Here is a 23,539-nt window from a genome sequence, read left to right as displayed (position 1 = left end):
CGAGGGGTGCGCCAGGACGACGCCGACCACCGCCCAGCCCAGCCCGACCGCCAGCGCGAGGTGCATCTGCCAGGACAGGACGCCGCGGAGCGTGGCGATGAGCAGGGCCAGCGTCCCGGGCAGGCAGGCCACCGACAGGGCGAACGGCCAGACGGCGAGCATGGAGACCGCGATGTCGGGGAAGGCGACCCAGGAGGCGGCGAGCACCGGCACGAGCACCGCCGGCAGGGCGCGGGCGGGGAAGACGACCCGGGCCAGGGCCACGAGGCCTGCCACCCAGATCACCGACCCGAGGACGAGGGAGGAGCTGTTGGCGGCCTCGGTGACCCGGTCGAAGCCGGGCGCGACGGCCACCAGGCCGTGCCAGGTGGCCGGGTAGAACGGGGCGGCGTTGCCGGCGTACATGGGGGACAGCCCGCCCAGCGAGCTGGCGTTGCCGGTGTCCCGGACGAACCACAGCGCGTTGAGGTGGAAGACGGCGTCCCAGGCCTGCGGCGGCTGGTCGGCCCGGCCCATCCCCCGCATCATCGCCGCCGCCAGGACGCCCCCGCCCAGCGCCCAGGTCAGCCCGAGCCAGGCCCGGTCGACGGTGCGCAGGCGCCGCTCCCCCGCCACCGTCACCCCGACGGGGTCGGTCGTGGTGCCCAGCGCGCGGCCGAGCACGCCCGCGAGCAGCACGGCGGCCGCCAGGCCCAGGAGCATCGTGGTCAGCGACCACGGCACGCCGACGAGGGCGTAGGCGACGGCCAGCGTGCCGGAGACCCCGGTCGTGACCGCCGCCCCGGCCCCCAGCGCGATCAGCCCGCGGGCCCCGAGGAGGCGGAGCACGGCATACCCCGGCAGCACCCACAGCAGGGCGAGCCCGAGGATGCCGGGCGCGGCCTCCGACCAGCTCATGGGGTGGCCGGTTCACCCCCGCCGATGGTGAGGCGGGGGATGCCGGGAAAGCGGGCGGGGTCGGTGACGCGGCGGCGTCCAGGAGCAGGCGCAGGCCGGGCAGGTCCTCTGGCGAGAGGGTGGCGTACTCGGGGTGGTCGGCCTGGACGATCGCGACGTCGACGTCCTCGCTGAGGTGGTAGGGGTCCCATCCGTAGCCGGTGAGCTCGTCGTCGGTGTACATCGGGTCGTGCACGAGCACCTTGGCCCCGCGGGCGCGCAGCGCGTCCACGGTGGCGAAGACGCCGGAGAAGGCGGTCTCCTTGACCCTGCCGCGGTAGGCGGCGCCGAGCACGACGACCCGCAGGCCCTCCAGGGACCCGAGGAGCTGCTCGGCGCGGGCGACGGCGTACTCGGGCATGGCGGCGTTGGCGGCGCGGGCGGTGGAGACGACGGTGGCGTCGGGGTCGGTGGACAGGTAGAGCCGGGGGTAGACCGGGATGCAGTGTCCGCCGACGGCGATGCCGGGCTGGTGGATGTGGGAGTAGGGCTGGGAGTTGCAGGCCTCGATGACCTTGTGCACGTCGATGCCGGCGGTGTCGGCGAAGCGGGCGAACTGGTTGGCCAGGCCGATGTTGACGTCGCGGTAGGTGGTCTCGGCCAGCTTGGCCATCTCGGCGGCCTCGGCGCTGCCCATGTCCCAGACCCCGTTGGGGCGGGGCAGGTCGTCCCGCTCGTCGAAGGAGAGCACGGACTCGTAGAAGTCGGCCGCGGCGGCGGTGCCGGCCTCGGTGAGTCCGCCGACGAGCTTGGGGTAGCGGCGCAGGTCGGCGAAGACCCGCCCGGTCAGCACCCGCTCGGGGGAGAACACGAGGTGGAATCCGCTCCCGTCCTCGGCACCCTCCCTCAGGCCCGAGATCTGCTCGATCATCGGCTTCCACCGGGTGCGGGTGGTGCCCACCGGCAGGGTGGTCTCGTAGGACACCAGCGTCCCGGGGGTCAGGTGCTGGGCCAGGGAGGCGGTGGCACCGTCCATCCAGCCGAAGTCCGGCGCGCCGGTGGCCTCGTCCACGAACAGCGGCACGACCAGGACGACGGCGTCGGCGCCGGGGATCGCGTCGGCGTAGTCGGTCGTGGCGCGCAACCGCCCCGCCGCGACCAGCTGCGCCAGCTTCTCGGCCAGGTGGTCCTCCCCCGGGAACGGCTCGGTGCCCTGGTTGACCATGTCCACCACCCGCTGGTCCACGTCCACGCCCACCACCTCGTGCGAGGGGTCGGCGTCGGCGAACTGCACCGCCAGCGGCAGGCCGATCTTGCCGAGGGCGACAACAGCGATCTTCATGGGTGGCGTCCGTCCTGGAGGGGTCTGCGTGCCCGCCCAGGATACGGGGGCGGGCTCGGCATACCCTGACGACGTGACCGAGCAGAGCGTCCCGACCACCTTTCCCCTCACCACCGGCGACGGCACCGCGCTCCAGGTGCGGTGCTGGTTGCCGCAGGGGCGGCCGCGGGCGGTGGTGCAGCTGGCCCACGGGATGGTCGAGCACGTGGGACGCTACGACCACCTCGGGCGGCGCCTGGCGGCGGAGGGGTATGCCGTGTACGGCGCCGACCACCGCGGGCACGGCCTGTCCGGCGACGGCCCGGGGTCCCTGACCCACCTGGGCGACGAGGGCGGGTTCGCGGCCGTCGTCGACGACCTGCTCGCCCTCACCGACCACGTGCGGGCCGAGCACCCGGGCACGCCGGTCGTGCTGCTCGGCCACTCGATGGGCTCCTTCCTGGCGCGCGCCTACGCGGCCCGGTACGGCGACCGGCTCGCCGGGCTGGTCCTCTCCGGCACCGCGGGCCACCCGGGCCCGCTGGGCCGGGTCGGCCTGGCCCTGGCGGGGCTGGAGGTGCGGCTGCGCGGCCCGCGGGCGCGCAGCCGGATGATGGAGTCGCTCGTCCTCGGCCCGAACAACCGGCCGTTCCGGCCGACCCGCACCGACTTCGACTGGCTGTCGCGCGACGAGGCGCAGGTGGACGCCTACGTCGCCGACGCTCTCTCCGGCGGACACGGCACCGCCGGGTTCTACCGGGACCTGCTCACCGGCTGCTCTGGGTCAACGAGCCGTCGGTGGCGGCACGGGTCCCGGCCGACCTGCCGGTCCACGTCGTCTCCGGCGAGGTCGACCCGGTCGGCGGGGCGGCGGCGGTGGCCGAGGTCGCCGACCTGCTGCGACGGGGCGGGGTGCGCGACGTCACGACGCGGGTGTGGCCCGGCGCCCGGCACGAGGTGCTCAACGAGACCAACCGGGACGAGGTCGTGGAGGACCTGGTGCGGTGGCTGGCCGAGCACGTCCCGGCCTGACGCGGATCCCTCAGCGGCGGCGGGCCACGAGCGAGGCGGCCATGAACCGCAGCGGCGCCTCCCGGTGGAGCGCGTGGCGCCACGACGACGGCAGCAGGGTGCGCGGCCGGCCGTGCCGCCGCCGGGCCTCGGCCAGGGCGAGCAGCCGCTCCGCGGGCACGGCGGGGTCCAGCACGGCCCCGAGCAGGTCGTGGTCGGCCAGGCTCAGCGGGTCGGCGCACCCGGGCGCCTCCTGCAGCACGCGTCGGGCGGCGCGGGCCAGCTCGACCCGCTCGTCCGGTGACCACCAGGCCGGGTCGGGCCGCGTGGGCAGGGCACCGAAGACGTGGATCCGCAGCACCTTCGTGCCGACGGCGCGCCGGGCCCGGGGCGGCAGGTCCCGCACCCACGGCAGGTCCCACAGGACGTCCACGCTGCGCAGCTGCTCGCGCACGGGCCGCGGGTCGTAGGTGACCCGGTCCGCCGCGTCCTCGTGGACGCGGTAGGGCGGGGCCCCCGCCGCGAGGACGACCCGCGCCTGCGACCACAGCGCGGTGACCATCGGCACGTCGCCCCCGACCTGCGCCCCCTCGAGCAGGCGTGCGCCGGGCAGCCGCAGGGCTCCGCGGGAGATCAGCCCCAGCGGGGCGGAGCGGTAGCTCAGCCGGTCCCGGACCAGGTCCAGCCGGTCCCGCCGGCCCGGTCGGACCGGCGGGGTGGGCACGACCCGGCCGGACAGCTCCAGCGGTGCCACGACGACGACCGGGTCCTCGGGGTCCAGCCCCGCGGCCGCCGAGAGCCATCCGCGCACCGCCCCCGGCGCCAGCGTGTCGTCCGAACCCAGGATCGCGACCCACGGGGCGGTGGCGGCGTCCAGCCCGGCGTTGAACGGGCCGCTGGGGCTGGGTATGCCGTCGCGCAGCTCGAGCAGGCGCACCCGGGGGTCGTCGCGGACCCCGGCGGGCAGGGTGGCGCGGACGTCGGCGACGTCGACCTCGTGGCACACCACGCTCACGCGCACCCCGCCGCCACCGTCGCCGACGTCGCCGACGTCGTCGGCGAGGGCGTCGTCGACCTCGTCGGCGAGGGCGGAGGCGACCGCCCGACCCGTCTGCCGGGCCGGTGAGTGGGTCGCCACGACGAGGTCGACCAGAGGTCCGTCGTCCTGCGGGGCCGGGCCGTGGTCACCGTGCCCCCGTCGGGCGTCGGCCGCCGTGGCGTAGACCTCGTCGACGCCGTCGACGTGGCGGTCGGCACCGTAGCTCCGGACCACGAGGTCGGCGATCTCCTCGGCCGGCGTGGTGGCGCAGGCACCCCATACCCGCTCGACGGCGTCGGCCCAGACGGTCGGGGGCGCACCTGGCTCGACCAGCGCCCCCGCCGGCGGTCGCACGAAGGCCCTCGGCCCGCCGCTGTCGCCGACGACGACCGGCCGCCCCGCGGCCAGCGCCTCGGCGGCCGCGACGCAGAACGTCTCGGCCCTCGTGGGCAGCAGGAAGAGGTCGGCGGCGGCGACGGTCGCCTGCACCTGCCCGGGCGGGACCGCGCCGGGAAGCACCAGCGGCACCGCTGCCGCGCGGGCAGCCTCCTCGACCGCCGCCCGCAACGGGCCCTCGCCGACCCAGGTGAGCCGGGCGTCCACGCCCCGGCGCCGCAGCTCGCCCACGGTGGCGACGGCGGTGAGCGGGTCCTTGCGGTCGATGAGGCCGCCGACGGCCACCAGCTCGAACCGGTCGCGGTCGACCAGGTCCTGGGCGGGCAGCCGGCGCGGCACGAGGGTCGGGGGCCCTGTCACGATGTTGGGCACGACCGCGACCGGGCCGGTCCGCAGCCGGCGGACCTGCGCGGCCAGCTCCTCCCCCACGACCGCCACGACGTCGGGGCGGGCGAGCAGGCGGCCCACGACCCGACGGGCTCCCCGCAGGGCGGGGCCCAGCGTCTCCGGAGCGGCCAGGCCCGACCAGTGCTCGGTGTGCACCCACGGCACCGCGGGGCGCCAGCCGGTCATCGGCAGGAGCGCGGACACCGCCATCGTGTGCACCAGGTCGGCGGAGGCGGCGGCCCGTCGCACCCGCCGGGCTGCGCGCAGCACGTGGTCCGGGCGGCGCGGGTCCATGACCAGGCGTTCGACCGGCACGTCCGGCAGGACGTCGGACGGCGGGGTGAGGGACGGCGGGGTGAGGGACGGTGGGGCGAGGGACGGCGGGGCGAGGGACGGCGGGGCGAGACGGGGCGCCACGAGGTGGAGCACGCGGACGCGGACGTCGTGGCGGGCGGCCAGCGCAGCGACGTCCCGGGCGACGAAAACGCCGGTGCCGGGCGACGAGGGGGTGGGGAACCAGGTCGTCACCACGAGCACGCGCACGGCCCCAACCTACCCGGGCACCTAGGCTGACCCCGTGAAGATCCTCTCCGTGGTGGGTGCCCGTCCGCAGTTCGTCAAGCTCGCCCCGGTGGCGGCGGAGTGCGGGACCCGCGGGGTCGAGCACGTCATCGTGCACACCGGGCAGCACTACGACCCCATGCTCTCCGACGTCTTCTTCACCGACCTGGGGATCCCCGACCCGGACGTGCACCTGGGGGTGGGGTCGGGCACGCACGGGGTCCAGACCGGGGCGATCCTGGCGGCGATGGACGGCGTGCTGGCCGAGCACCGCCCCGACCGGGTGCTGGTCTACGGCGACACCAACTCCACCCTGGCCGGAGCCCTGTCGGCGGTGAAGCTGCACGTGCCGGTGGCCCACCTGGAGGCCGGGCTGCGCAGCTTCAACCGGCGTATGCCCGAGGAGCACAACAGGGTGCTGACCGACCATGCCGCCGACCTGTGCCTGGCTCCGACGCAGGTGGCCATGGACCACCTGGCGACCGAGGGCCTGGCCGGGCGGTCGGTGCTGGTCGGCGACGTGATGGTCGACGTGCTCCACCGCGTGCGCGCCGAGCTGACCGACACCGACGCGGTCCTGGAGCGCCTCGGCGTGGAGCCCGGGGGCTTCTCGGTGGCCACGGTCCACCGGGCCGAGAACACCGACGACCCGGCGCGTCTGGCCGCGGTCGTGCAGGCGCTGCAGCAGGTCGACCACCCGGTCGTGCTGCTGGCCCACCCGCGGCTGCGGGCTCGCGCCGCCGAACAGGGCCTGGATCTGTCCGGGGGGTCGCTCACCGTGCACGACCCGCTGCCCTACCCCGCGCTCGTGGGCGCCGTCGACCAGGCCCGCGGGGTGGTCACCGACTCCGGCGGCCTGCAGAAGGAGGCCTTCGTGCTGCGCACTCACTCCCTGCACGACCGTGCGCACCGAGACCGAGTGGGTCGAGACCGTCCAGCTGAGCTGGAACGTCCTGGTCGAGCCCGGCCCCGCCGTGGCCGCGGCCGCCTCCCGGCCGGCGCCGGCCCCCACCGACGCCACCCCCTACGGCGACGGTCGGGCCGCCGCGGCCGTCCTGGACGCGCTCACGGGGACCGGGAGCCGCTGAGCCGGCCGACGGCATACCCCCGGGGTCTCTGCCGTCGGGGACTCCGCGGTCGGGAACTCTGCCGTCGCGGTCCCTGCCGTGCGGGCCTCAGCCGTTGACCCGCGCCGCGAGCGTGTCGACCGCGCGGATCCATCCGCGCACCTGCTCCTCGGCGGAGAGCTCCCGTGCGGCGGCGTGCGCCGCGGCCTTGAACGCACCGACCTGCTCGTCGGTGAGGGCGTCCAGCGCCCGCGCCAGCGACGACCCCTCGAAGTCCTCCAGCACCACCCCCAGGTGGTGGGAACGGACCAGGTCGGCCATCTCCGGGCTGGGTCCCACGACGATCCCGAGCCGGGCCTGGACGAAGTCGAAGAACTTGTTCGGCAGGGTGAACCGGTAGTTGAAGTTGACCGGCGGCAGGACGAAGACCCCCAGGTCGGCGCCGGCGAGGGCCTCCCCCAGCGCGTCCGGCGGCACCGGGTCGTGGAAGCGGACCTGCGGCAGGTCGCGGGCCGCCTCGCGCAGCTCGGCCAGGTAGGCCGGGTCGTTGGGCATCAGGTAGAGGTCAAGGCTGACCTCCCGGCGGGTGGCGCGCACGGCGTCGAGCATGACGTGCAGGCTCCGCCCGCGCCGGGCCAGGCCCGAGTGGACCAGCCGCAGGGGCGAGCCGACGGGCGTGGGTGCCCGGTCGGCCCACGGGGCGGCGTTGGGGACGACACCGGCGACGAGCCCGAACTCGCGGCGGTACTCCCGGGCCAGCCACCGGCCTACCGTGCTGACCGAGTCGGCCTCGTGGCCGTAGGTGCGCAGGAGCCACCGGTAGTAGGGCGCCACGAACAACCGCCAGCGCCAGGACTCCTCGCTCTGCCGGGAGGCGTACTCGTGCAGGTCCAGGTGCACCCCGCCCGCCGGGGCCAGGTCGAGCGCCAGCGGCAGCGTGTCGGCGTCGTTGGCGAGGACGACCTCGAACCGCCCGCGCCGGCCGGCGAGGAGCTCCTCGGCCGCCCGCACGACGGGAGCGGTGCGGTAGGCGGTCTCGTACCGCCGCGCCGCCAGCAGCCGGCGGTCCTTGTGCCAGGCGACCACGTCGTCGGGCAGGCGCAGGTGCTCCACCACCCCGTCCGGAGCCTCGCCGTGACCGAGGGTGGTGACGGCGTAGCGCTCCGAGAAGAGCCGCACCTGGCGCAGCACCCGGGCGTCGGAGCGCAGCGGGCTGAACGCCAGCACGAGCAGGCGCGGCCGCGGGTCGGGTCTCATCCGCCGGACCGGGCGCTCAGCACGCGGGCGTAGAGGGCGATCATCCGCTCGGCCTCGTGCTCCCAGGTGAGCTCGCGGGCTGCCGTGACCGCCGCGCGGCGGTAGTGGCCGGGGTCGGCCAGCACCGCGCGGATCGCGGCGGCGAGGTCGGCCGGGGTGCGGGCGTCGAAGACCTCGCCGACGCCGTGGCGCCGCACGACCTCGGCGGTGTCCGGCAGGTCGGCGGCGACGATGGGCAGCCCCGCGTGGATCGACTCGAACAGCTTGTTGGGCAGGGAGTAGAGGTAGCTCAGGCAGATCGGACGGACGTAGACGACCGCGACGTCGGCGTCGGCGAGCGTCTGCGGCACCTGCGCCGAGGGCACCGAGCCGACCAGGTGCATCCGGTGGGCGACACCAGCGGCGCGAGCCTGCCGCAGCAGGCGGGTGACGTACTGCGGCGCCCCGTAGCCCAGCAGCACGAGGTGGACGTCCTCCTCGAGCAGGGCGAGGGCCTCGACGGTCTCCTCCAGGCCGCGGCCGGTCGTGATGCTGCCGGTGTAGGAGACCACGCGGTCCGCCGGCCCCAGCCCGGCCAGCTCGCGCAGCCGCCCCTCCTCCGGCGAGGGGGTGGGCCGGGCGGTGGGGACGTTGCGCACCAGGGTGGGGGTGTCGGCCAGCCGGTAGTGCCGCTGCAGCCACGCGGCGATCGAGGGCGAGACGGTGATGACACCGGCGGCGAGGCGGGCACCCACGGTCTCGACCACGGCGTCGACCGCAGGGGCCAGCCAGCGGTCCTGCCGGGTGTTGCGGCGGCGCCACAGCTCGTGGGAGTCGTAGACGACCAGCCCCGGGGTGCCCACCGTCGTGAGCAGGGCCGGGACGAGCGTGTTCGCGTCGTTGGCGTGGACGACGTCGGGACGCAGCTCCCGGCTGGCCCGCACGACGCCGTACCACCAGTGCCCGAGCCGGACGGTCTGGTAGAAGCGCATCCACAGGTCGCCGGCGACGGCCCGCACGGGCGAGGACGACGTTGCGGTGGCGGGGTCGAGGGGTGGGGAGACTGCGGGTGGGGGGTCGGGGACCGGGGGTGGCGGCGGTGCCTCGCCGGGGGTGGAGGGTCCCACGGCCGCGGCAGGCTGCACGGCGGCGACGGAGGGTGGCGGCGCGGCTGCGGACCGGGGGCTTCCGTCGGGGTTGCGGCCCCGCAGCCGGCGCCACGCCCGCGTGGTGCGCGGCAGCAGCCGGGTCAGGTCCAGGTCGTGGACGCGGTGGACCGGCACGCCGTCCCCGACGGTGCCCCGTCCCGGCAGGTGGCCCACGACCTCCCGCGAGATGGCCACGACGACGGCCTCGGCACCGGCGGCCCGCAGGGTGGCCGCGGTCTTCTGCACGCGGGAGTCGGTGCTGGCGTCGTTGTAGACCAGGCTGACCACCCTGGCCGGACGCCCGTCGACCAGCGGCAGCCGGGACGTCGAGGGGCCCGGCCGTTCAGCCATCCGCCCGCCCCTCGAGCAGCGCCTGCCGGGCGGCCGGGTCGCCCAGGCCGGCGAGGGCGGCCTGCACGGCGAAGTCGGGCTCGGCCGCCACCACCTCGTCGAAGGTCCCCCTCGCCACGAGCTCGCCGTCGCGCAGGAAGCACACCTGGTCGCTGTGCTGGATCGTGGCCAGGCGGTGGGCCACGACCACGACGCTGACCTCGCCGGCCAGGTCGCGGATGGCCGTGGTCACCGCGGCCTCGGTGCTGGTGTCCAGCGCCGAGGTGGCCTCGTCCATGACGAGCACGAGCGGGTCGGTGTACAGCGCCCGGGCCACGCCCAGGCGCTGACGCTGACCGCCGGACAGCGCCAGCCCGCGCTCCCCCACAGGACCGTGGATGCCGCCGGGACGCGACTCGATGACGTCCAGCAGCTGGGCCCGGGCCAGGGCCCGGCGCACCCGCTCGTCGTCGATCTCCTCGTCCCGCCAGCTCAGCGCCACGTTGCGGGCCACGGAGGCGTCGAAGAGCGCCACGTCCTGGGGCACGTAGCCCACCCGCCGGCGCCAGTCGTGCAGCACCTCCCCCAGCGGGAGCGTCCCGACCCGGATCTCGCCCTCATCCGGCGGCATCAGGCCCAGCAGGATGTCGACCAGGGTCGACTTGCCCGACCCGGAGGCGCCCACCAGGGCCAGGGTGCGGCCGAACGGCAGCTCCAGGGAGATGTTCCTGACCGCCGGGACGTCCGCGCCGGGGTAGGAGAAGGTCACCCCCTCCAGGACCAGGCTGCGGGCGTCCTCGGGGACCGGCCGGGTCCCCACCGTGCGCCGCTCCTGGACGTGCCGGGACCCCCGCTCGATCTCGGTGAGCACCTGTCGGGCGAACGGGATGTTGGCCCCGGTCTGGGCCATGATCGTCTGGAAGCGGGTGAGGCTGGGCACGATCCGGAAGCCGGCGACGCCGAAGAGGGCGATCGCGGCGAGCGCCCCGGAGGCCCCGCCCTGCAGGTAGCCGATCGCCGCCCCGATGCCCAGTCCCCCGATGAGGGCAGCCTCCAGGACGTAGCGGGGGATCGCCCCGAGGAAGACCTGGTCCGCGCGGGCCGAGGAGGCCTTGGTCCGCACCTCGAGCACCACCTGGGCGACCTCGTCCTGCTTGTCCCGCAGGGTGATCTCCTTGAGCGAGTGGACCATCTCGCTGACCAGGCGCACGGCCCGGGTCGAGGCGTTGCGGTTGTCCTGCCCGGCCTGCACGGCCCTGCGCAGCACCACCGTGTAGAGCAGGTAGCCGACCACGAAGAAGTAGACGATCGTGGCCCCGGCCAGCAGCGGCTCGAACGCCACGAGGACGACGAGCACGGCCAGGAAGGTGAACAGCTCGCCCGAGAGCTGGCAGAACGGGATGAGCACCCCCGATATCGTCGAGGCGACGCCGACGTCGGTGGAACGCACCAGGTCGGTGGAGTTGCGCTGCAGCCGCTCGGTCCACGGTGCGGCGAAGGTCGACTCCAGCAGCCGGGCCCCGAGGTCCTGCTCGAACCGGGCGAACCGCCGGGTGGCCCACCACTGCAGGGCGACCGCGAGGACCGACTTGGCGATGATGAGTGAGCCGACCATGATGAGGATGGTCCGGAACTGCTCGGGGGTGGAGATCTCCAGCCCGATCACCGGGACGGTCAGCGTCGCACCGGTGAGCATGGGGGCCAGCACCAGGGCCAGCAGGCCGATCGCGGCCACGTCCAGGGTCGCCAGCAGCGACTGCAGGGCGGCGAAGGTGATGATGAACCGACGGGTCCCGGCCGGCAGGACGAGGAGCAGGTCGCGCACGGTGCGCCACAGGGCAAGCACGGTGGCTCCTTCCCGGTCCGGTGGCAGGTCGCCCCAGCGTAGTTGACCTAGGTTGGGAGCCATGCCTCCGCTCACGGGTGTCCGCAAGGTGGTCTACCAGGCCTACCGGGGCCTGCCCGACCCGGTGCGCTCGCTGCCCGAGACGCTGCTCCGCGCCCGGGCGCAGGCCCAGGTGCGTCGGCAGCCCTGGTTCTCCTCCGCGGGGCCACATCACCGGTGGCTCCTTGGACCCCTCAACACGGCGGGGCAGGCCGAGGCCTGGGCCCGCGCCGCCCGGCAGCACGCCGGCGCCCAGGCCCTCAGCCTCTCCGTCGAGCGGATCGCCGCCGGGGCGGGCGCCTTCGGGTACGCGACCGACGTGCACCTCTCCCGCCAGGTCCAGCTGCGCGGTCTGGAGGCCCACCGGGCGCGCGTGCTGGGCCGGGGCGTCCCCGGGGCGACGGGCGTCCTCGCCGAGAGCGGACGCCCGGTGCTGGGGAACGTCTTCGACGGCACCGTCCTGGACGACCTGCCCGACCTGCAGGCCGCCGGGATCTGGACCGCGCTGCTCCTCCACGGCTCGGAGCTGCGCGACCTGCACGCGCACGCGGCGGCCTACCCCTCCTCCCCGTTCCGCGGGCCGTGGGACGAACGGTGGGAGCGCCTCCAGCGCGGTGTCGAGCGCACCCGCGACCTGGTCGCCCGCAGCGGGCTGCCGGTCCTGGTGTCCACGCCCGACCTGCTCGACGCGGCACCGGGGGCCCGGCTGCTGCCCGTCGTCGTCGACGTCGACCGCCTCGTGGCGGCGGCCGCGGAGGCGGGGGTGCGGCCGCTGGAGCGCGACCGCCCGGTCGTGCTGCACGCCCCGTCCAACCCCCTGCTGAAGGGCACCGCCGTGATCGAGGAGGTGCTCGGCCACCTGCAGGACGAGGGCCTGGTGGACTACCGCCGGCTCAGCGGCGTGCCGCACGCGCGGATGGCGGCCCTGCTCGCGGACGCCGACGTGGTCGTCGACCAGGTCGTGCTGGGCAACCCGGGCGTGCTGGCGGCCGAGGCGCTCGCCGCGGGACGGGTGGTCGTGGCCCACCTCGCCGCCGCGGTGCGCGAGCGGCTGCGGGACGAGGACGGGACAGGAGCCGAGGTGCCCGTGCTCGAGGCCGACGCGGGGACCCTGGCCCAGGTCCTGCGCGAGCTGCTCCGGGACCGTGCGCACGCGCAGGACCTGGCCGGTCGGGGCCCGGCCTGGGCGCGGCGGCACCACGACGGGCGCCGGGCGGCGCAGGGTGCTCAGCGACGTGCTCGGCGCCACCAGCGACGACGGGCCCGGCTGAGATCGTCCGGCGGCTCCGGCACCGGGTACGAGGAGGTCGTCGAAGCACTCGGGACCGTGGGAGCCGTGGGAGCCGTGGACGCCTGCTGCGCGACCAGCTCGCGCCAGCGCCCGACCACCGCCTCGACGTCGACCCGACCCACGACGGGCGGCGGGTGCGGCCCCACGTGCGGGCGGCGACGGTCGGCCAGGACCCGCTCGTTGAAGTCCTCGAGCCGGGCCCGGACCGCCGTCTCGTCGGGCAGCCCCAGCAACGACTCCGGAAAGGTGGCCTTCTCGCGACGCAGCTGCAGAACACCCGGCAGGGCCGCGGACAGGTCGAGCTTCTCCCGCTCGACGAGGCTGCGCACCCACCAGTCGGGGTCGGTGCGCACGTCCACGTCCGGCAGCCGGCGGCCCGCCCCCGGAAGGTCGTCGAAGGCCCCCTGCCGCTGCGCCTGCTGGATCTGCTGGTCCACCCAGCCGGACACCGCGCGGGCGGTGTCCCCCGGGGGTGGCCGCCGCCGGACGCCCTGGTCGGCCAGCTGGTCCTCGGCCCTTGGGGCGCCCGGCCGCTCTCCGGCCCTCCCCCACGGTGCTCCGTCTCCGTCTCCCGCGCCACGCTGCGCCATACCGACCTCCTTCCCCGTCACGGTACCGACCGCCGCGCCTCGGGTCAGCCCCCGGCGGGCAGCACGACCTCGGCGGCCGCCCGCCCCGTCGCGGCGAGGCTGCGGTGCTCGCGCACCCACGCCACCCGCCGGCGCGCCCCCTCCTCCGCGGTCCGCCCGGCGCCGGACCGCTCGTCCCCGTCGTGCAGCACACGGACCATCGCCGCCGCCACCTGCCCGACGTCGTGGTCCACCGACTCCCCCAGGTCGTGTCGGCGCAGGTCCTCCCCCGCCGGGCCCGGGCCGGCGTGCACGACCGTGGTGCCGCAGGCCAGGGCGGCCAGGACCTTGGTCGGGTAGGCGAAGTCGTAGCCGATTCCCGGGCGCACGCTCACCAGGGCCGCGGCGGCGCCGCGCTGCCAGGCGGCGGCCTCCTCCGGCGGCACCAGCGGGCGCAGCTCGACCGCCCCCGGGGGGAGCGCGTCCCGCAGCCGCTCCAGGCGCGGCCAGCTGGAGCCCTGGCCGAGAAACACGAGGCGGGCGGTGGGCACCTCGGCGAGCACGCGCGGCATCGCCTCGGCGAAGACCTCCGCGCCCTGCCACTCCGAGGCGGTCCCGGCATACACCAGGTATGGCGTCCCCGGCGCCTCGGGGTGCACCGGACCCTCGGGGGTGAACACCGCGGTGTCGATCCCGTTGGGCACCACGGTCACCGGGACCTCCAGTCCCGCCAGCGGACGGACCCGCTCGGCGACGCCCTCGGAGACGGCGACGACGTCCCGGGCGCCGCGCAGCGCGAACCTCTCCACCGCCCGCATGAGCGTCACCACCGGGGCCGGCGCGCCCATGGACGCCGTCGCGTCCGACCAGACGTCGGCGGCGTAGTAGACGTAGGGGGTCCGGCCGCCGCGCAGGCCCCGGAGCGCGAGCACGACGCGCACGACCGCGCCCGTCGTCGGGGGCGGTTCGACCACGACGACGTCGGGACGGCCGGCGGCGAGGAGCCGCAGGGCCAGCGGCAGGTCGAAGGAGAGGTAGGGCAGGTAGCCGCGCACGTACCCGGACGCGTCGCGCAGGGCGGGCCAGCGCCGCACCCGCACCCCGGGCGGAAGGCCGTCGCCGGTGGCGTCGCGGTCGTCGCCGTCGTCGGGCTCCCCGTCCCTGCCCCCGGACCGCAGTGCGGGCGGCGGCTCGGTCGTCAGCACCTGCACGTCCGCCCGCTGCGCCACGGCCGAGACGAGCGCCCGCAGCCGGAAGGTGGCGGCGGCCGCCTCGGGGACGAAGATCCGGGAGGCCAGCAGCACCCGCGGACGACGGGTCACAGGTGGACGGTCTCCCCGGTGGCGGCGGAGGCGAGGATGGCCTCGACGACCTGCAGGGTGTGCACGCCCTGGGCCATCGAGACGGCCTCGGAGGGGCGGCCCCAGAGGGCGTCGCGGAAGTTCTCCTGCTCCACCCGCAGCGGCTCGCGCCGGGCGATGGCGTAGCGCACCGAGTCGCCCTCGGACACGCCCCGGAACGCGGTCGAGCGGGCCCACTCGCTGCGCACGTCCCCGTTGGCCACGAACGTGAGGTCCCCGGAGAGGGTGTTGGCGATGAACGCCCCCTTGGTCCCGGTGGCCACCGTCTGGCGGATCTTCATCGGCGAGAGCCAGTTCACCGTGTGCGAGACGATCACCCCGTTGGCCAGCCGGCCGGTGGCCACGACCATGTCCTCGTGCTCACGCCCCGAGCGGTGGGTCACCTGCCCCGAGACCACCGCGTAGGGCGAGCGGGCGATCCAGGCGGTCAGGTCGATGTCGTGCGTGGCCAGGTCCTTGACCACCCCCACGTCGGCGATCCGCGCCGGGAAGGGCCCCTGCCGCGAGGTCGTGATCTGGAACACCTCCCCCAGCTCACCGGCCTCGATCCGCCGCCGCATCTGCAGCAGCGCCGGGTTGCACCGCTCCACGTAGCCCACCGCACCCACCAGCCCGGCCGCCTCGAACGCCTCCGCGACCCGCCGCCCCGACTCCGCCGACGCCGCGATCGGCTTCTCCACCATCGTGTGCACCCCGGCCTCGCACAGCGCCAGCGCGACCTCCTCGTGCAGGTAGGTCGGCACCGCCACCATCGCCGCGTCGATCCCCGCAGCGATCAGCGCCTCCACGTCGGCCAGCACCTCCAGCGGCCCGGCCACCCCGTGCCTGTCCCCCTGCGGGTCGGCCACCGCGACCAGGTCCATCCCCTCCACCTCACGGATCACCCGCGCGTGGTGCCGGCCCATCGACCCCAGCCCGATCAGCCCCATCCGGACCGTGCGACCCTCCTGCACGGCGGCCATCACGAACCCGCCCCCACGACAGCGTGCACCGCCGCGGCGATCCGCTCCAGGTCACCGGTCGACAACGACGGGTGCACCGGCAAGGAGATGACCTCCGCCGCCGCCCGCGCCGTGACCGGCAGCTCCCACGGCGGCGCGAACCGCGACAAGGAGACCAGCTCGTGGTTCGGCGTGGGGTAGTACACCCCGCACCCCACCCGGTGCTCCTCCCGCAGCGCCTGCACCACCCGGTCCCGCTCCGGCCCCGTGGCACCGGCGATGCGCACCGTGTACTGGTGGTACACGTGCGTGCACCCCTCGCGCACCGGCGGCACCACCACCACCCCCGACAATGCCTGGTCCAGCCAGGCCGCGTTCGCCTGCCGCTGCGCCGTCCACCCCGCCACCTTCGTCAGCTGCACCCGCCCGATCGCCGCGTGGATGTCGGTCATCCGGTTGTTCAGCCCCACCACCTCGTTGGCGTACTGCTTCTCCATCCCCTGGTTGCGCAGCAGCCGCACCCCCCGGGCGATCTCCTCGTCCGCGCAGGAGACCATCCCGCCCTCCCCGGAGGTCATGTTCTTCGTCGGGTACAACGAGAACATCCCGAACACCCCGAAGGACCCCACCGGCGAACCGTGGTAGGTCGCCCCGTGCGCCTGCGCGGCGTCCTCGAACAGCTGCAGCCCGTGCTCGGCCGCCACCTGTGCCAGGCCGTCCATCTCCGCCGGGTGCCCGTACAGGTGCACCGGCATCACCGCCGCCGTCGCCTCGCTGACCGCGTCCGCGACGCTGGCCGGGTCCAGGTTGAACGTGTCCGCACTGATGTCGGCGAACACCGGCCTGGCCCCCGTCAGCGCGACCGCGTTGGCCGTCGCGGCGAACGTGAACGAGGGCACGATCACCTCGTCCCCGGCCCCGATCCCCGCCGCCAGCAGCCCCAGGTGCAACCCTGAGGTCCCCGAGTTCACCGCCACGCAGGTGCGCCCACCCACCAGCACGTCCGCGAACTCGGCCTCGAACGCGGCCACCTCCGGCCCCTGTGCCACCATCCCCGAGCGCATCACCCGGTCCACCGCAGCCCGCTCCTCCTCACCGATCAACGGCTTCGCCGCAGGGATCATGGGCAGGTCAGACATCGTCGTTCTCCTCGGTGGGGGACGGGGTGCTCGGGGTGGACGGGGGCGCGGCCGGGGCCGCCCGGGGACCGGAGTCGGGCTCGGCAGCCGCCTCGCGGACGAGCCGTCCGTCCTGCTCGCGGTAGGTGTCGTCGGTGGCGGGGCAGCGCCACAGGCCGGGCGTGCCGCTCTCCTGCAGGGGGTGGCCGGCGGTGCCCACCCAGCCGACCTGCCGGGCCGGGACGCCCACGACGAGCGCGTGCGCGGGGACGTCGCGGGTCACCACCGCACCGGCCGCCACGGTGGCCCACTCCCCGACGGTCACCGGGGCCACGCACACGGCGCGGGCCCCGATCGAGGCACCGCGCCCGATCGTCACGCCCACCGCCTCCCAGTCGTCCGCGCTCTTGAGCGAACCGTCCGGGTTGATGGCCCGGGGGAAGGTGTCGTTGGTCAGCACCGCCGCCGGCCCCACGAAGACGCCCTCGGCCAGCTCGGCCGGCTCGTAGACGAGGGCGTAGTTCTGCACCTTGCAGTGGTCCCCCAGGCGCACCCCCGTCCCGACGTAGGCGCCCCGACCGATCACGCAGCCCCGGCCCAGGACCGCGCCCTCGCGCACCTGCGCGAGGTGCCAGACCGAGCTGCCGTCGCCGATCGTCGCCTCGGGCGAGACGTCGGCGCTGTCCACGATGCGCGTCCCCACTGCTCTCCTTGCCACTGGACGTCCTCGGGCGTCCCGCACCGGCGTGCGGGACAATGACGGGTATGACCCTATCGCCCCGGCACGAGGACGCCTGGCTGGTGATCCCCCTGTTCAACGAGGCGAGCGTCGTCGGGCAGGTCGTCAGCGAGGCCCGAGAGGTCTTTCCGCACGTCGTCTGCGTGGACGACGCCTCCGGCGACGCCTCGGCGGAGCGGGCCCGCGAGGCGGGGGCGGTCGTGGTCCGCCACCCGGTCAACCTGGGGCAGGGCGCGGCCCTGCAGACGGGGATGCGGTACGTGCTCGAGGCGACGGACGCGGCATACCTCGTCACCTTCGACGCCGACGGCCAGCACCGGGTGGAGGACGCCGCCGACATGGTCGGGCGCGCCAAGGAGGAGGACCTGGGGATCGTCTTCGGCTCCCGCTTCCTCGACGGCCGCACCCGGCCCGGGCTGCTGAAGAAGCTCGTCCTCAAGGGGGCGGTGTGGCTGACCAACCAGCAGACCGGGATGCGGCTGACGGACGCGCACAACGGGCTGCGGGTGCTGCGCCGGGACGCCGCGACCGCCCTGGACCTGCGGCAGAACCGGATGGCCCACGCGACCGAGATCGTCCTGCAGCTGGGCCGGACCGGGCTGCCGTGGGCCGAGCACCCGGTGCACGTGCTCTACACCGACTACAGCCGCCGCAAGGGCCAGTCGCTGATCAACTCGGTGAACATCCTCGTCGACACCCTGCTGAAGTGAGGTCGCCCCGTGCTTGACCAACCGTTGGACCAGCCGCTCATCAAGGCGGTCCTGCTCGTGGCCGTCGTCGTGATCACCCTCATGCTCAACGCCTCGACCGCCGACTCACGCCACCAGGCGGTGCGCCGGCTCCTGCTCGTCGTCGCTTCGTCCTGCTGGCCGCGGCCGCGGTGCTCTTCCCGCGGCTGCTCACCCAGGTCGCCCAGTTCCTCGGCGTGGGCCGGGGCGCCGACCTGCTGCTCTACGGGCTGACCGTGGTCTTCCTGGGCTACGTGGCCTCCTCCTACCGGCGGATGCGGCAGATGGAGCAGCAGGTCACCACGCTCGCCCGCGAGCTGGCGCTGCGGGCCGCGGTGCACGACACCACCCGGCACGTGCCGGGGGCCCGTCGCGGGACGGACCCGGCCCCGGGCTCAGAGGGAGGCGACCAGTCCGGCAGCCACCTGCGGGGTGGCGGCGGCGACGAGCCCGCGGGGCCGCCCGGCCGGTGAGTAGCGCTCCCCGTCGGTGGTGAGCACCGCGCCGCCGACCTCCTCGAGCATCAGCGAGCCCGGCACGTGGTCCCAGGGCATCGTGCCCCGGTAGACCAGCGCGTCGCAGTCGCCCTCGGCCAGGTGCGGGTAGTCGATCCCGCAGCTGATCCAGGTCAGCTCCAGCGGGCCGGACGGCCCCACGTGCGTGCCCACGAGCCGGGGCGAGGAGGCGCGCACCCGCCAGGCCGCCGGCTCCGTCGCGGGGGCGGCACGCTGCACGCGGCGGCCGTCGCACCACAGTCCCTGGCCGCGCTCGGCGACGTAGGCCCGGCGGTGCTGGGGCTGCCAGATCCAGGCGCGCACCGCGGTGCCGGAGCGGACCTCGGCGACCATGACCGCGTGGTCGGGCGAGCCGTGGACGAAGTTGCGGGTGCCGTCCACCGGGTCGACGGTGAAGGCGTGCCCGGCGGCGCGGAACTGCTCCAGCAGGGTGGCGTCCTCGGCGTAGGCCTCCTCCCCCAGCACCATCGCGTCCGGGTATGCCGCCCGCAGCTCGCGGGCGAGGATCACCTCGGCCTCCCGGTCGGCGACCGTCACCAGGTCACCGGGGTGGGTCTTGCTCGTGACGTCGCCGTCGGCCAGGGCCCGGAAGCGGGGGTCGATCACCTCCGCGGCGACGTCCTGGAGGAGGGTCAGCACGGTCTGGGTGTCCATCGGCACGGGACCACCCTGCCACGGTCCCGCGCGGACCCTGTCCAGGAAGGTCCCGGGCCGCTACTGTGACCCGCACGCCCCGACGACCTGGAAGGCGCCGGCCATGACCGAGAACCTGCCCGTCCTGACGATCCTGCCGCCCCTGCTGGCGATCGTCCTCGTCATCACCACCAAGAAGGTGCTCCTCAGCCTCGGGGCGGGCGTGCTGGCCAGCGCCCTGCTGGTCGCCGACCTCTCCCCCCTGCCGACCCTGCGCCTGGTGTGGGAGGCCTTCGCCGGGATCTTCTGGGCGGAGGGGGCGGTGAACACCTACTACGTCTACATCCTCGTGTTCACCCTGCTCCTGGGGATGATCGCGGCCCTCATCATGATGGCCGGCGGCAGCACCGCCTTCGCCGACTGGGCGCTGGAGCGGATCGGCACCCGCCGGGGCGCGACCGTCCTGCCGGCGGTCCTGGGCATCGTCATCTTCATCGACGACTACTTCAACGCGCTGGCGGTGGGGCAGGTCGCCCGTCCGGTGACCGACCGGATGCACGTGGCCCGCGCCAAGCTGGCCTACATCATCGACTCCACGTCGGCGCCGGTGGCGGTGCTGGCGCCGTTCTCGAGCTGGGGGGCCAGCATCATCGGGATCATGGCCCCGATCGTGGCCGGCTCGGCGCTGGCGGTCAGCGACGTCGAGGCCTTCCTCGGTGCCGCGGCGATGAACTACTACGCCATCGCCGCCGTCCTGCTCGTGTGGGTCGTCGTGGTCCTGCAGCTGGACCTGGGGCCGATGCGGCGCGAGGAGCGGCGGGCCATCGCCGAGGGGCGCACCTTCGACGCCTCCGAGGAGGTGCCCGGGGAGCTGGCCGAGGACCTGCCGGTGCACGAGCCGGGTGCCAAGAGGGCGCTGGTCATCCCCTTCCTCGTCCTGGTCGCCGGCGTCCTCGGCGGCATCGTGTGGACGGGCTACCGGGCCGGTGGCAGCTGGGCCGTGCTGGACGTGCTGGCCAACACCGCGGTGACCGACGCGCTGCTCTACGGCGGGATCCTGGGGCTGGCCACGGCGCTGTACTACTACCTGCGCTACACCACCTCCAACCCGCGCTTCTCCACGGCGACGCTGGGCAAGGGGCTGTGGGAGGGCGTGAAGTCGATGCTGCCGGCCGTCTACATCCTGCTGCTGGCGTGGATGCTCGGCTCGCTGATCTCCGAGCTGGGCACCGGGGAGTACCTGGGCAACCTCGTCGAGCAGACCGCGCTGCCGCCGTCCTGGCTGATCCCGGTGATGTTCGTCCTGGCCGGGGCCATGGCCTTCTCGACCGGCACCTCCTGGGGCTCGTTCGGGATCCTGCTGCCCATCGCCGGCCAGATCATGAACACGGTCGAGGGCGGGCCCGAGCTGCTGCTGCCGGCCTTCGGCGCCGTGCTCGCCGGCGCGGTGTGGGGCGACCACTGCTCCCCCATCAGCGACACCACGATCCTGTCGAGCACGGGGGCCGGGTGCAACGTCATCACCCACGTCACCACGCAGCTGCCCTACGCGATCGTCGGTGCGCTCGTGGCCCTGCTGGGCTACGTGGTCTTCGCCATCACCCTCAGCACCTGGCTGGGGCTGCTCGCGGTGGCCCTCGGCCTGGTCGTCGTCGCGGTGCTGGCCAAGGTCGTCTCCACGCGCCTGGAGGACGAGATCCCCGAGGCGGACCAGGCCGAGATCGTCAGGGCCTGATCCACCTCCGGGGGCCGCGTCAGGACAGCTGGGCGGTGAGCGTGATGTCGGTGCCGGTCAGGGCCTTGGACACCGGGCACCCGGTCTTGGCGGCCTCGGCGATCTCCTGGAAGTCGGCGTCCTCCAGGCCCTCGACCTGGGCCGTGACCCGCAGGTGGACCCTGGAGATGGCCGGGCCCGTCGGGTCGAAGGTGACCTCGGCGGTGGTCTCGATCCGGGTGGGGGGCGTGCCGTTCTTGTCCAGGGCGTTGGAGAAGGCCATCGAGTAGCAGGACGCGTGGGCGGCGGCGATGAGCTCCTCGGGGTTGGTGGTGCCCCCGTGCTCCTCCGCCCGGGCGCGCCAGCTGACGTCGAAGGTGCCCTGGCCGGAGCTGTCCAGGCTGGTGCTCCCCGACCCCTCCGTGAGGGTGCCGGTCCAGGTGGTCGATGCCGTGCTGGTGAGTGCCATGCGGTGTCCTCCTTCGGCCCCCGGACGGTCCGGGGATGCCGTGCCCCACTGTGCCCCGCACCGAGGCCGGAGTCCACCCGGCCAGGCGGTCTACGCCGTGGTCAGGTCCGCGAGCTCGGCCACGTCGGCGGCGAGGTCGCTCTCCAGGCGCGCCCGCTGCTGCTCCGTCAGGTCGACCGCGGACAGCCCCGTGCGGACGGCCTCGACGACGTCCTGCGCCTGGTCCGCCCGGATGAGCCCCAGCCGCACCGCGTGCGCCGCGGCACCGGCGTAGGTGTCGAAGACGTGCACGCCCCGGTCGGCCCACGACCGGCGGTCGGCCTCGTCAAGGTCGGTGACGTTGTGCAGCAGCGTGCCCACGATGTGTCCCGGGTCGCGCTCGTGCATCTGCGCCCCGACGTCGCCGTCGGCCTGGCCGCTGTCGCCGATGAACACCATGCGGCACTCGGGGAAGAGGAGCCGGTCGCGCTCCATGTTCTGGATCTTGCGCTCGGCGATCGCGGCCTTGGTGTGCAGGTTGAGGAAGGAGCCTCCCAGCACGGTGTGCGGCGGCAGGCCCAGGTGCGAGAGGTGGTCGCGCGTGTACTGCTCGACCAGGCCGCGCGGCCCTCCGGGCCGGGCGGTGACGAAGGTGAGGTCACCCGCCCGGGGTCTCCTCGGCGGCCCCGTCGTCCAGCGCGTGCAGCAGGGCCACCACCCCGGGGTAGATCGTCCCGCGCGGGTAGCGGTCGTCGTGGATCGCGCACGTCACCGTGTCGTCGATGTCGCACAGGACCCGCAGGTCCGACGTCGCGTCCACGCCCGCCTGCGCGGCGACGTGCGCCAGCAGCCGCTTGCGCAGGTCCTCCTCGACGTCGTCGAAGACGAGGTGCTCCAGGTCGTGGTGGTCGCCCTGGGCGTTGAGCCGGTACTTCAGGTCGTGGAAGTCGGCGCCCGCGTAGGAGGTGAGGACCTCCACGATCGTCTCCTGGTGCAGCCGGGGCGTGGGGCCGCGGTGCAGCGCAGCGACCAGCTCGGCGACCGTCTGCAGGGACAGCTCGGAACGACGGCGGCCCAGGACGAGCTCGAGCAGCTCGGTGCGGTGGTCCGGCCCCCAGACGTGGTCGTCGATGTCGCCGACCACCTGGTCCAGGTCCAGCGGGGACAGCACCGCGTCCAGCTCCCCCTCCGGCACGTCCCGCAGGATCTGCAGCACCTGGGCCTCGGCGTCGGAACCGGTCCGCCAGCCACCGGTGAGGCTGACGATCTGCAGCGCGCGGGGGTCCATGGGTCCTCGTTCCGTCGTCGGGCGGGTGCGCTCAGCGGGCGACCCGGAGGGCGGCCGGCCGCACGGTGAGCTCGGCGCCCACGATATCGGGCACGACGTCCCCGTCGACCTGGGCCAGCACCGGCTCGGGCGAGACGACCCGCAGCGTGCAGCCGCTGCGGTAGCGCAGCGCCGGGTGGTCGTCCGCGCCGACCCGGCCCAGGCCGGTCGCCGCGATCCGGACCCAGTCCCCGAGATGCCGGGGCGAGACGAGGACCACGTGCAGCCGCCCGTCGTCCAGGTGCGCCCCGGGCACCACGCGTGCGCCGGCCGGGAGCCGGGCCGCGTTGACCGCGAGCAGGCTCCACAGCTCCTCGGCCGCCACCGGCGCGTCGTCCAGGGTGAGCCCCAGCGCGTGGCCGGGCCGGCCCAGCCGCCCCAGACCGGGGGCGAAGTAGGCCAGCCAGCGCAGCCGCTGCTTGTGCGCCGGTCGCACCGCAGCCAGCGTCGCGGCGTCGTGCCCCACCCCCGCCACCACGAGGAAGGGCTCGGTCCGCGCCCGACCGTCGGCGGCGGTGAGCACCGCCCGGCCCAGGTCCGTCGGGCGGGCCGCCGCCTCGACCGCGCGGCGCGCCGCGCGGCGTCCACGTCGCGCAGGGGCAGCAGGGCGCTGCGGGCGAACAGGTTGGCGGTGCCCACCGGCACGACGCCCAGCTCCACCGGAGCGGTCCCGGGCGCGTCGTCCGCCGGGCCGGTGAGTTCCGCGAGGGCACCGGCCACGTGGCGGACGGTCCCGTCGCCGCCCACGACCACGATCCTGCCCGCCCCCCGTCGCCGGGCCTCCAGCGCCTGCGCCCCCCCTGGGTCGGCCACCGTCGTGGACAGCACCTGCGGCGTGCCGGCCCCCGCTCCGGCGCAGGCCCGGTGCAGCGCGGCCACGGCCCGCCCCGCACCGCGC

At 75.1% G+C, this 23,539-nt stretch carries 19 protein-coding genes and 5 pseudogenes; 7 read left to right on the top strand and 17 right to left on the bottom strand.

Going from position 1 to position 23,539, the window contains the following annotated elements:
* Nucleotides 1–24: 24 nt before the first annotated feature.
* A pseudogene (locus tag ACQ95T_RS09125) lies at nt 25–897 on the bottom strand (DUF6541 family protein); the annotation flags it as partial.
* Nucleotides 894–2,218: pseudogene (locus ACQ95T_RS09120) on the bottom strand (nucleotide sugar dehydrogenase). The pseudogenes ACQ95T_RS09125 and ACQ95T_RS09120, both read right to left, overlap by 4 nt.
* Here ACQ95T_RS09120 and ACQ95T_RS09115 point away from each other — a divergent pair.
* Nucleotides 2,100–2,960, top strand: a pseudogene (locus tag ACQ95T_RS09115) (alpha/beta fold hydrolase); the annotation flags it as partial. The pseudogenes ACQ95T_RS09120 and ACQ95T_RS09115 overlap by 119 nt on opposite strands.
* A gap of 35 nt (nt 2,961–2,995) precedes the next feature.
* Nucleotides 2,996–3,229 (top strand): hypothetical protein, encoded by a 234-nt coding sequence (locus ACQ95T_RS09110; protein WP_431473940.1) that lies wholly within the window; start codon nt 2,996–2,998, stop codon nt 3,227–3,229.
* A 10-nt stretch (nt 3,230–3,239) separates the two neighbouring features.
* On the opposite strand, the gene ACQ95T_RS09105 is transcribed toward ACQ95T_RS09110, so the two are convergent.
* Nucleotides 3,240–5,573: a glycosyltransferase gene (locus ACQ95T_RS09105; protein WP_431473774.1), complete on the bottom strand. Its 2,334-nt coding sequence runs from the start codon at nt 5,571–5,573 to the stop codon at nt 3,240–3,242.
* Nucleotides 5,574–5,607: 34 nt separating this feature from the next.
* Between ACQ95T_RS09105 and wecB the strand changes: the two are divergent.
* Nucleotides 5,608–6,679: pseudogene (gene wecB, locus ACQ95T_RS09100) on the top strand (non-hydrolyzing UDP-N-acetylglucosamine 2-epimerase).
* 87 nt (nt 6,680–6,766) lie between these two features.
* Here the strand turns inward: wecB and ACQ95T_RS09095 are convergent.
* The 8 genes from ACQ95T_RS09095 to ACQ95T_RS09060 form a co-directional block, all read right to left on the bottom strand.
* Nucleotides 6,767–7,915, bottom strand: a complete 1,149-nt coding sequence (locus ACQ95T_RS09095) for a glycosyltransferase (protein WP_425942725.1) — start codon at nt 7,913–7,915, stop codon at nt 6,767–6,769.
* Complete coding sequence (locus ACQ95T_RS09090; RefSeq protein ID WP_425942726.1) at nt 7,912–9,393, bottom strand: glycosyltransferase; 1,482 nt, start codon at nt 9,391–9,393, stop codon at nt 7,912–7,914. Before ACQ95T_RS09090 ends, ACQ95T_RS09095 begins: the two co-directional genes overlap by 4 nt.
* Nucleotides 9,386–11,218, bottom strand: coding sequence for an ABC transporter ATP-binding protein (locus ACQ95T_RS09085; RefSeq protein WP_431473773.1), 1,833 nt, complete (start codon nt 11,216–11,218; stop codon nt 9,386–9,388). Before ACQ95T_RS09085 ends, ACQ95T_RS09090 begins: the two co-directional genes overlap by 8 nt.
* A 1,266-nt stretch (nt 11,219–12,484) precedes the next feature.
* Nucleotides 12,485–13,138 carry a DnaJ family domain-containing protein gene (locus ACQ95T_RS09080; RefSeq protein WP_431473772.1) on the bottom strand — a complete coding sequence of 218 codons (654 nt, stop codon included), beginning with the start codon at nt 13,136–13,138 and terminating at the stop codon, nt 12,485–12,487.
* Between the two features lie 44 nt (nt 13,139–13,182).
* Nucleotides 13,183–14,439, bottom strand: coding sequence for a glycosyltransferase (locus tag ACQ95T_RS09075; RefSeq protein WP_425942730.1), 1,257 nt, complete (start codon nt 14,437–14,439; stop codon nt 13,183–13,185).
* Nucleotides 14,436–15,440: a Gfo/Idh/MocA family protein gene (locus ACQ95T_RS09070; protein ID WP_425942731.1), complete on the bottom strand. Its 1,005-nt coding sequence runs from the start codon at nt 15,438–15,440 to the stop codon at nt 14,436–14,438. The genes ACQ95T_RS09075 and ACQ95T_RS09070 overlap by 4 nt, the downstream gene beginning before the upstream one ends.
* Nucleotides 15,440–16,558, bottom strand: coding sequence for a DegT/DnrJ/EryC1/StrS family aminotransferase (locus ACQ95T_RS09065; RefSeq protein WP_425942732.1), 1,119 nt, complete (start codon nt 16,556–16,558; stop codon nt 15,440–15,442). The genes ACQ95T_RS09070 and ACQ95T_RS09065 overlap by 1 nt, the downstream gene beginning before the upstream one ends.
* Nucleotides 16,551–17,240: an acyltransferase gene (locus ACQ95T_RS09060; RefSeq protein ID WP_425942733.1), complete on the bottom strand. Its 690-nt coding sequence runs from the start codon at nt 17,238–17,240 to the stop codon at nt 16,551–16,553. Before ACQ95T_RS09060 ends, ACQ95T_RS09065 begins: the two co-directional genes overlap by 8 nt.
* Before the next feature lie 62 nt (nt 17,241–17,302).
* Here ACQ95T_RS09060 and ACQ95T_RS09055 point away from each other — a divergent pair, with 62 nt between their 5' ends.
* From ACQ95T_RS09055 to ACQ95T_RS09045, 3 genes are read left to right on the top strand one after another with little or no spacing between them, the layout of a single operon-like run.
* Complete coding sequence (locus ACQ95T_RS09055) at nt 17,303–17,986, top strand: glycosyltransferase family 2 protein (RefSeq protein WP_425942734.1); 684 nt, start codon at nt 17,303–17,305, stop codon at nt 17,984–17,986.
* A 9-nt stretch (nt 17,987–17,995) separates the two neighbouring features.
* Nucleotides 17,996–18,238 carry a hypothetical protein gene (locus tag ACQ95T_RS09050; RefSeq protein ID WP_431473771.1) on the top strand — a complete coding sequence of 81 codons (243 nt, stop codon included), beginning with the start codon at nt 17,996–17,998 and terminating at the stop codon, nt 18,236–18,238.
* A complete protein-coding gene (locus ACQ95T_RS09045) occupies nt 18,157–18,477 on the top strand; it encodes a DUF2304 domain-containing protein (RefSeq protein WP_431473770.1) in 321 nt (106 codons plus the stop codon). The genes ACQ95T_RS09050 and ACQ95T_RS09045 overlap by 82 nt, the downstream gene beginning before the upstream one ends.
* Here ACQ95T_RS09045 and ACQ95T_RS09040 read toward each other — a convergent pair.
* Nucleotides 18,400–19,173, bottom strand: coding sequence for an inositol monophosphatase family protein (locus tag ACQ95T_RS09040; RefSeq protein ID WP_425942853.1), 774 nt, complete (start codon nt 19,171–19,173; stop codon nt 18,400–18,402). The genes ACQ95T_RS09045 and ACQ95T_RS09040 overlap by 78 nt on opposite strands.
* 103 nt (nt 19,174–19,276) lie before the next feature.
* Here ACQ95T_RS09040 and ACQ95T_RS09035 point away from each other — a divergent pair, with 103 nt between their 5' ends.
* Complete coding sequence (locus tag ACQ95T_RS09035; protein ID WP_425942736.1) at nt 19,277–20,887, top strand: Na+/H+ antiporter NhaC family protein; 1,611 nt, start codon at nt 19,277–19,279, stop codon at nt 20,885–20,887.
* Between the two features lie 19 nt (nt 20,888–20,906).
* On the opposite strand, the gene ACQ95T_RS09030 is transcribed toward ACQ95T_RS09035, so the two are convergent.
* From ACQ95T_RS09030 to ACQ95T_RS09010, 5 genes and pseudogenes are all read right to left on the bottom strand, one after another.
* Nucleotides 20,907–21,335 (bottom strand): OsmC family protein, encoded by a 429-nt coding sequence (locus ACQ95T_RS09030; protein ID WP_425942737.1) that lies wholly within the window; start codon nt 21,333–21,335, stop codon nt 20,907–20,909.
* Nucleotides 21,336–21,425: 90 nt separating this feature from the next.
* Nucleotides 21,426–21,875: a hypothetical protein gene (locus tag ACQ95T_RS09025; RefSeq protein WP_431473769.1), complete on the bottom strand. Its 450-nt coding sequence runs from the start codon at nt 21,873–21,875 to the stop codon at nt 21,426–21,428.
* Nucleotides 21,876–21,972: 97 nt separating this feature from the next.
* Complete coding sequence (locus ACQ95T_RS09020; protein WP_431473939.1) at nt 21,973–22,602, bottom strand: hypothetical protein; 630 nt, start codon at nt 22,600–22,602, stop codon at nt 21,973–21,975.
* Between the two features lie 31 nt (nt 22,603–22,633).
* Nucleotides 22,634–23,164: a diacylglycerol/lipid kinase family protein gene (locus ACQ95T_RS09015; RefSeq protein ID WP_431473811.1), complete on the bottom strand. Its 531-nt coding sequence runs from the start codon at nt 23,162–23,164 to the stop codon at nt 22,634–22,636.
* An 83-nt stretch (nt 23,165–23,247) separates the two neighbouring features.
* Nucleotides 23,248–23,520: pseudogene (locus ACQ95T_RS09010) on the bottom strand (diacylglycerol kinase family protein); the annotation flags it as partial.
* Between the last annotated feature and the right edge of the window lie 19 nt (nt 23,521–23,539).

Source organism: Ornithinimicrobium carbonis (assembly GCF_050703245.1).
Lineage (GTDB): Bacteria > Actinomycetota > Actinomycetes > Actinomycetales > Dermatophilaceae > Ornithinicoccus.
The sequence above is the reverse complement of the archived record's forward strand: the minus strand, read 5'-3'. Positions and strand labels throughout refer to the sequence as shown.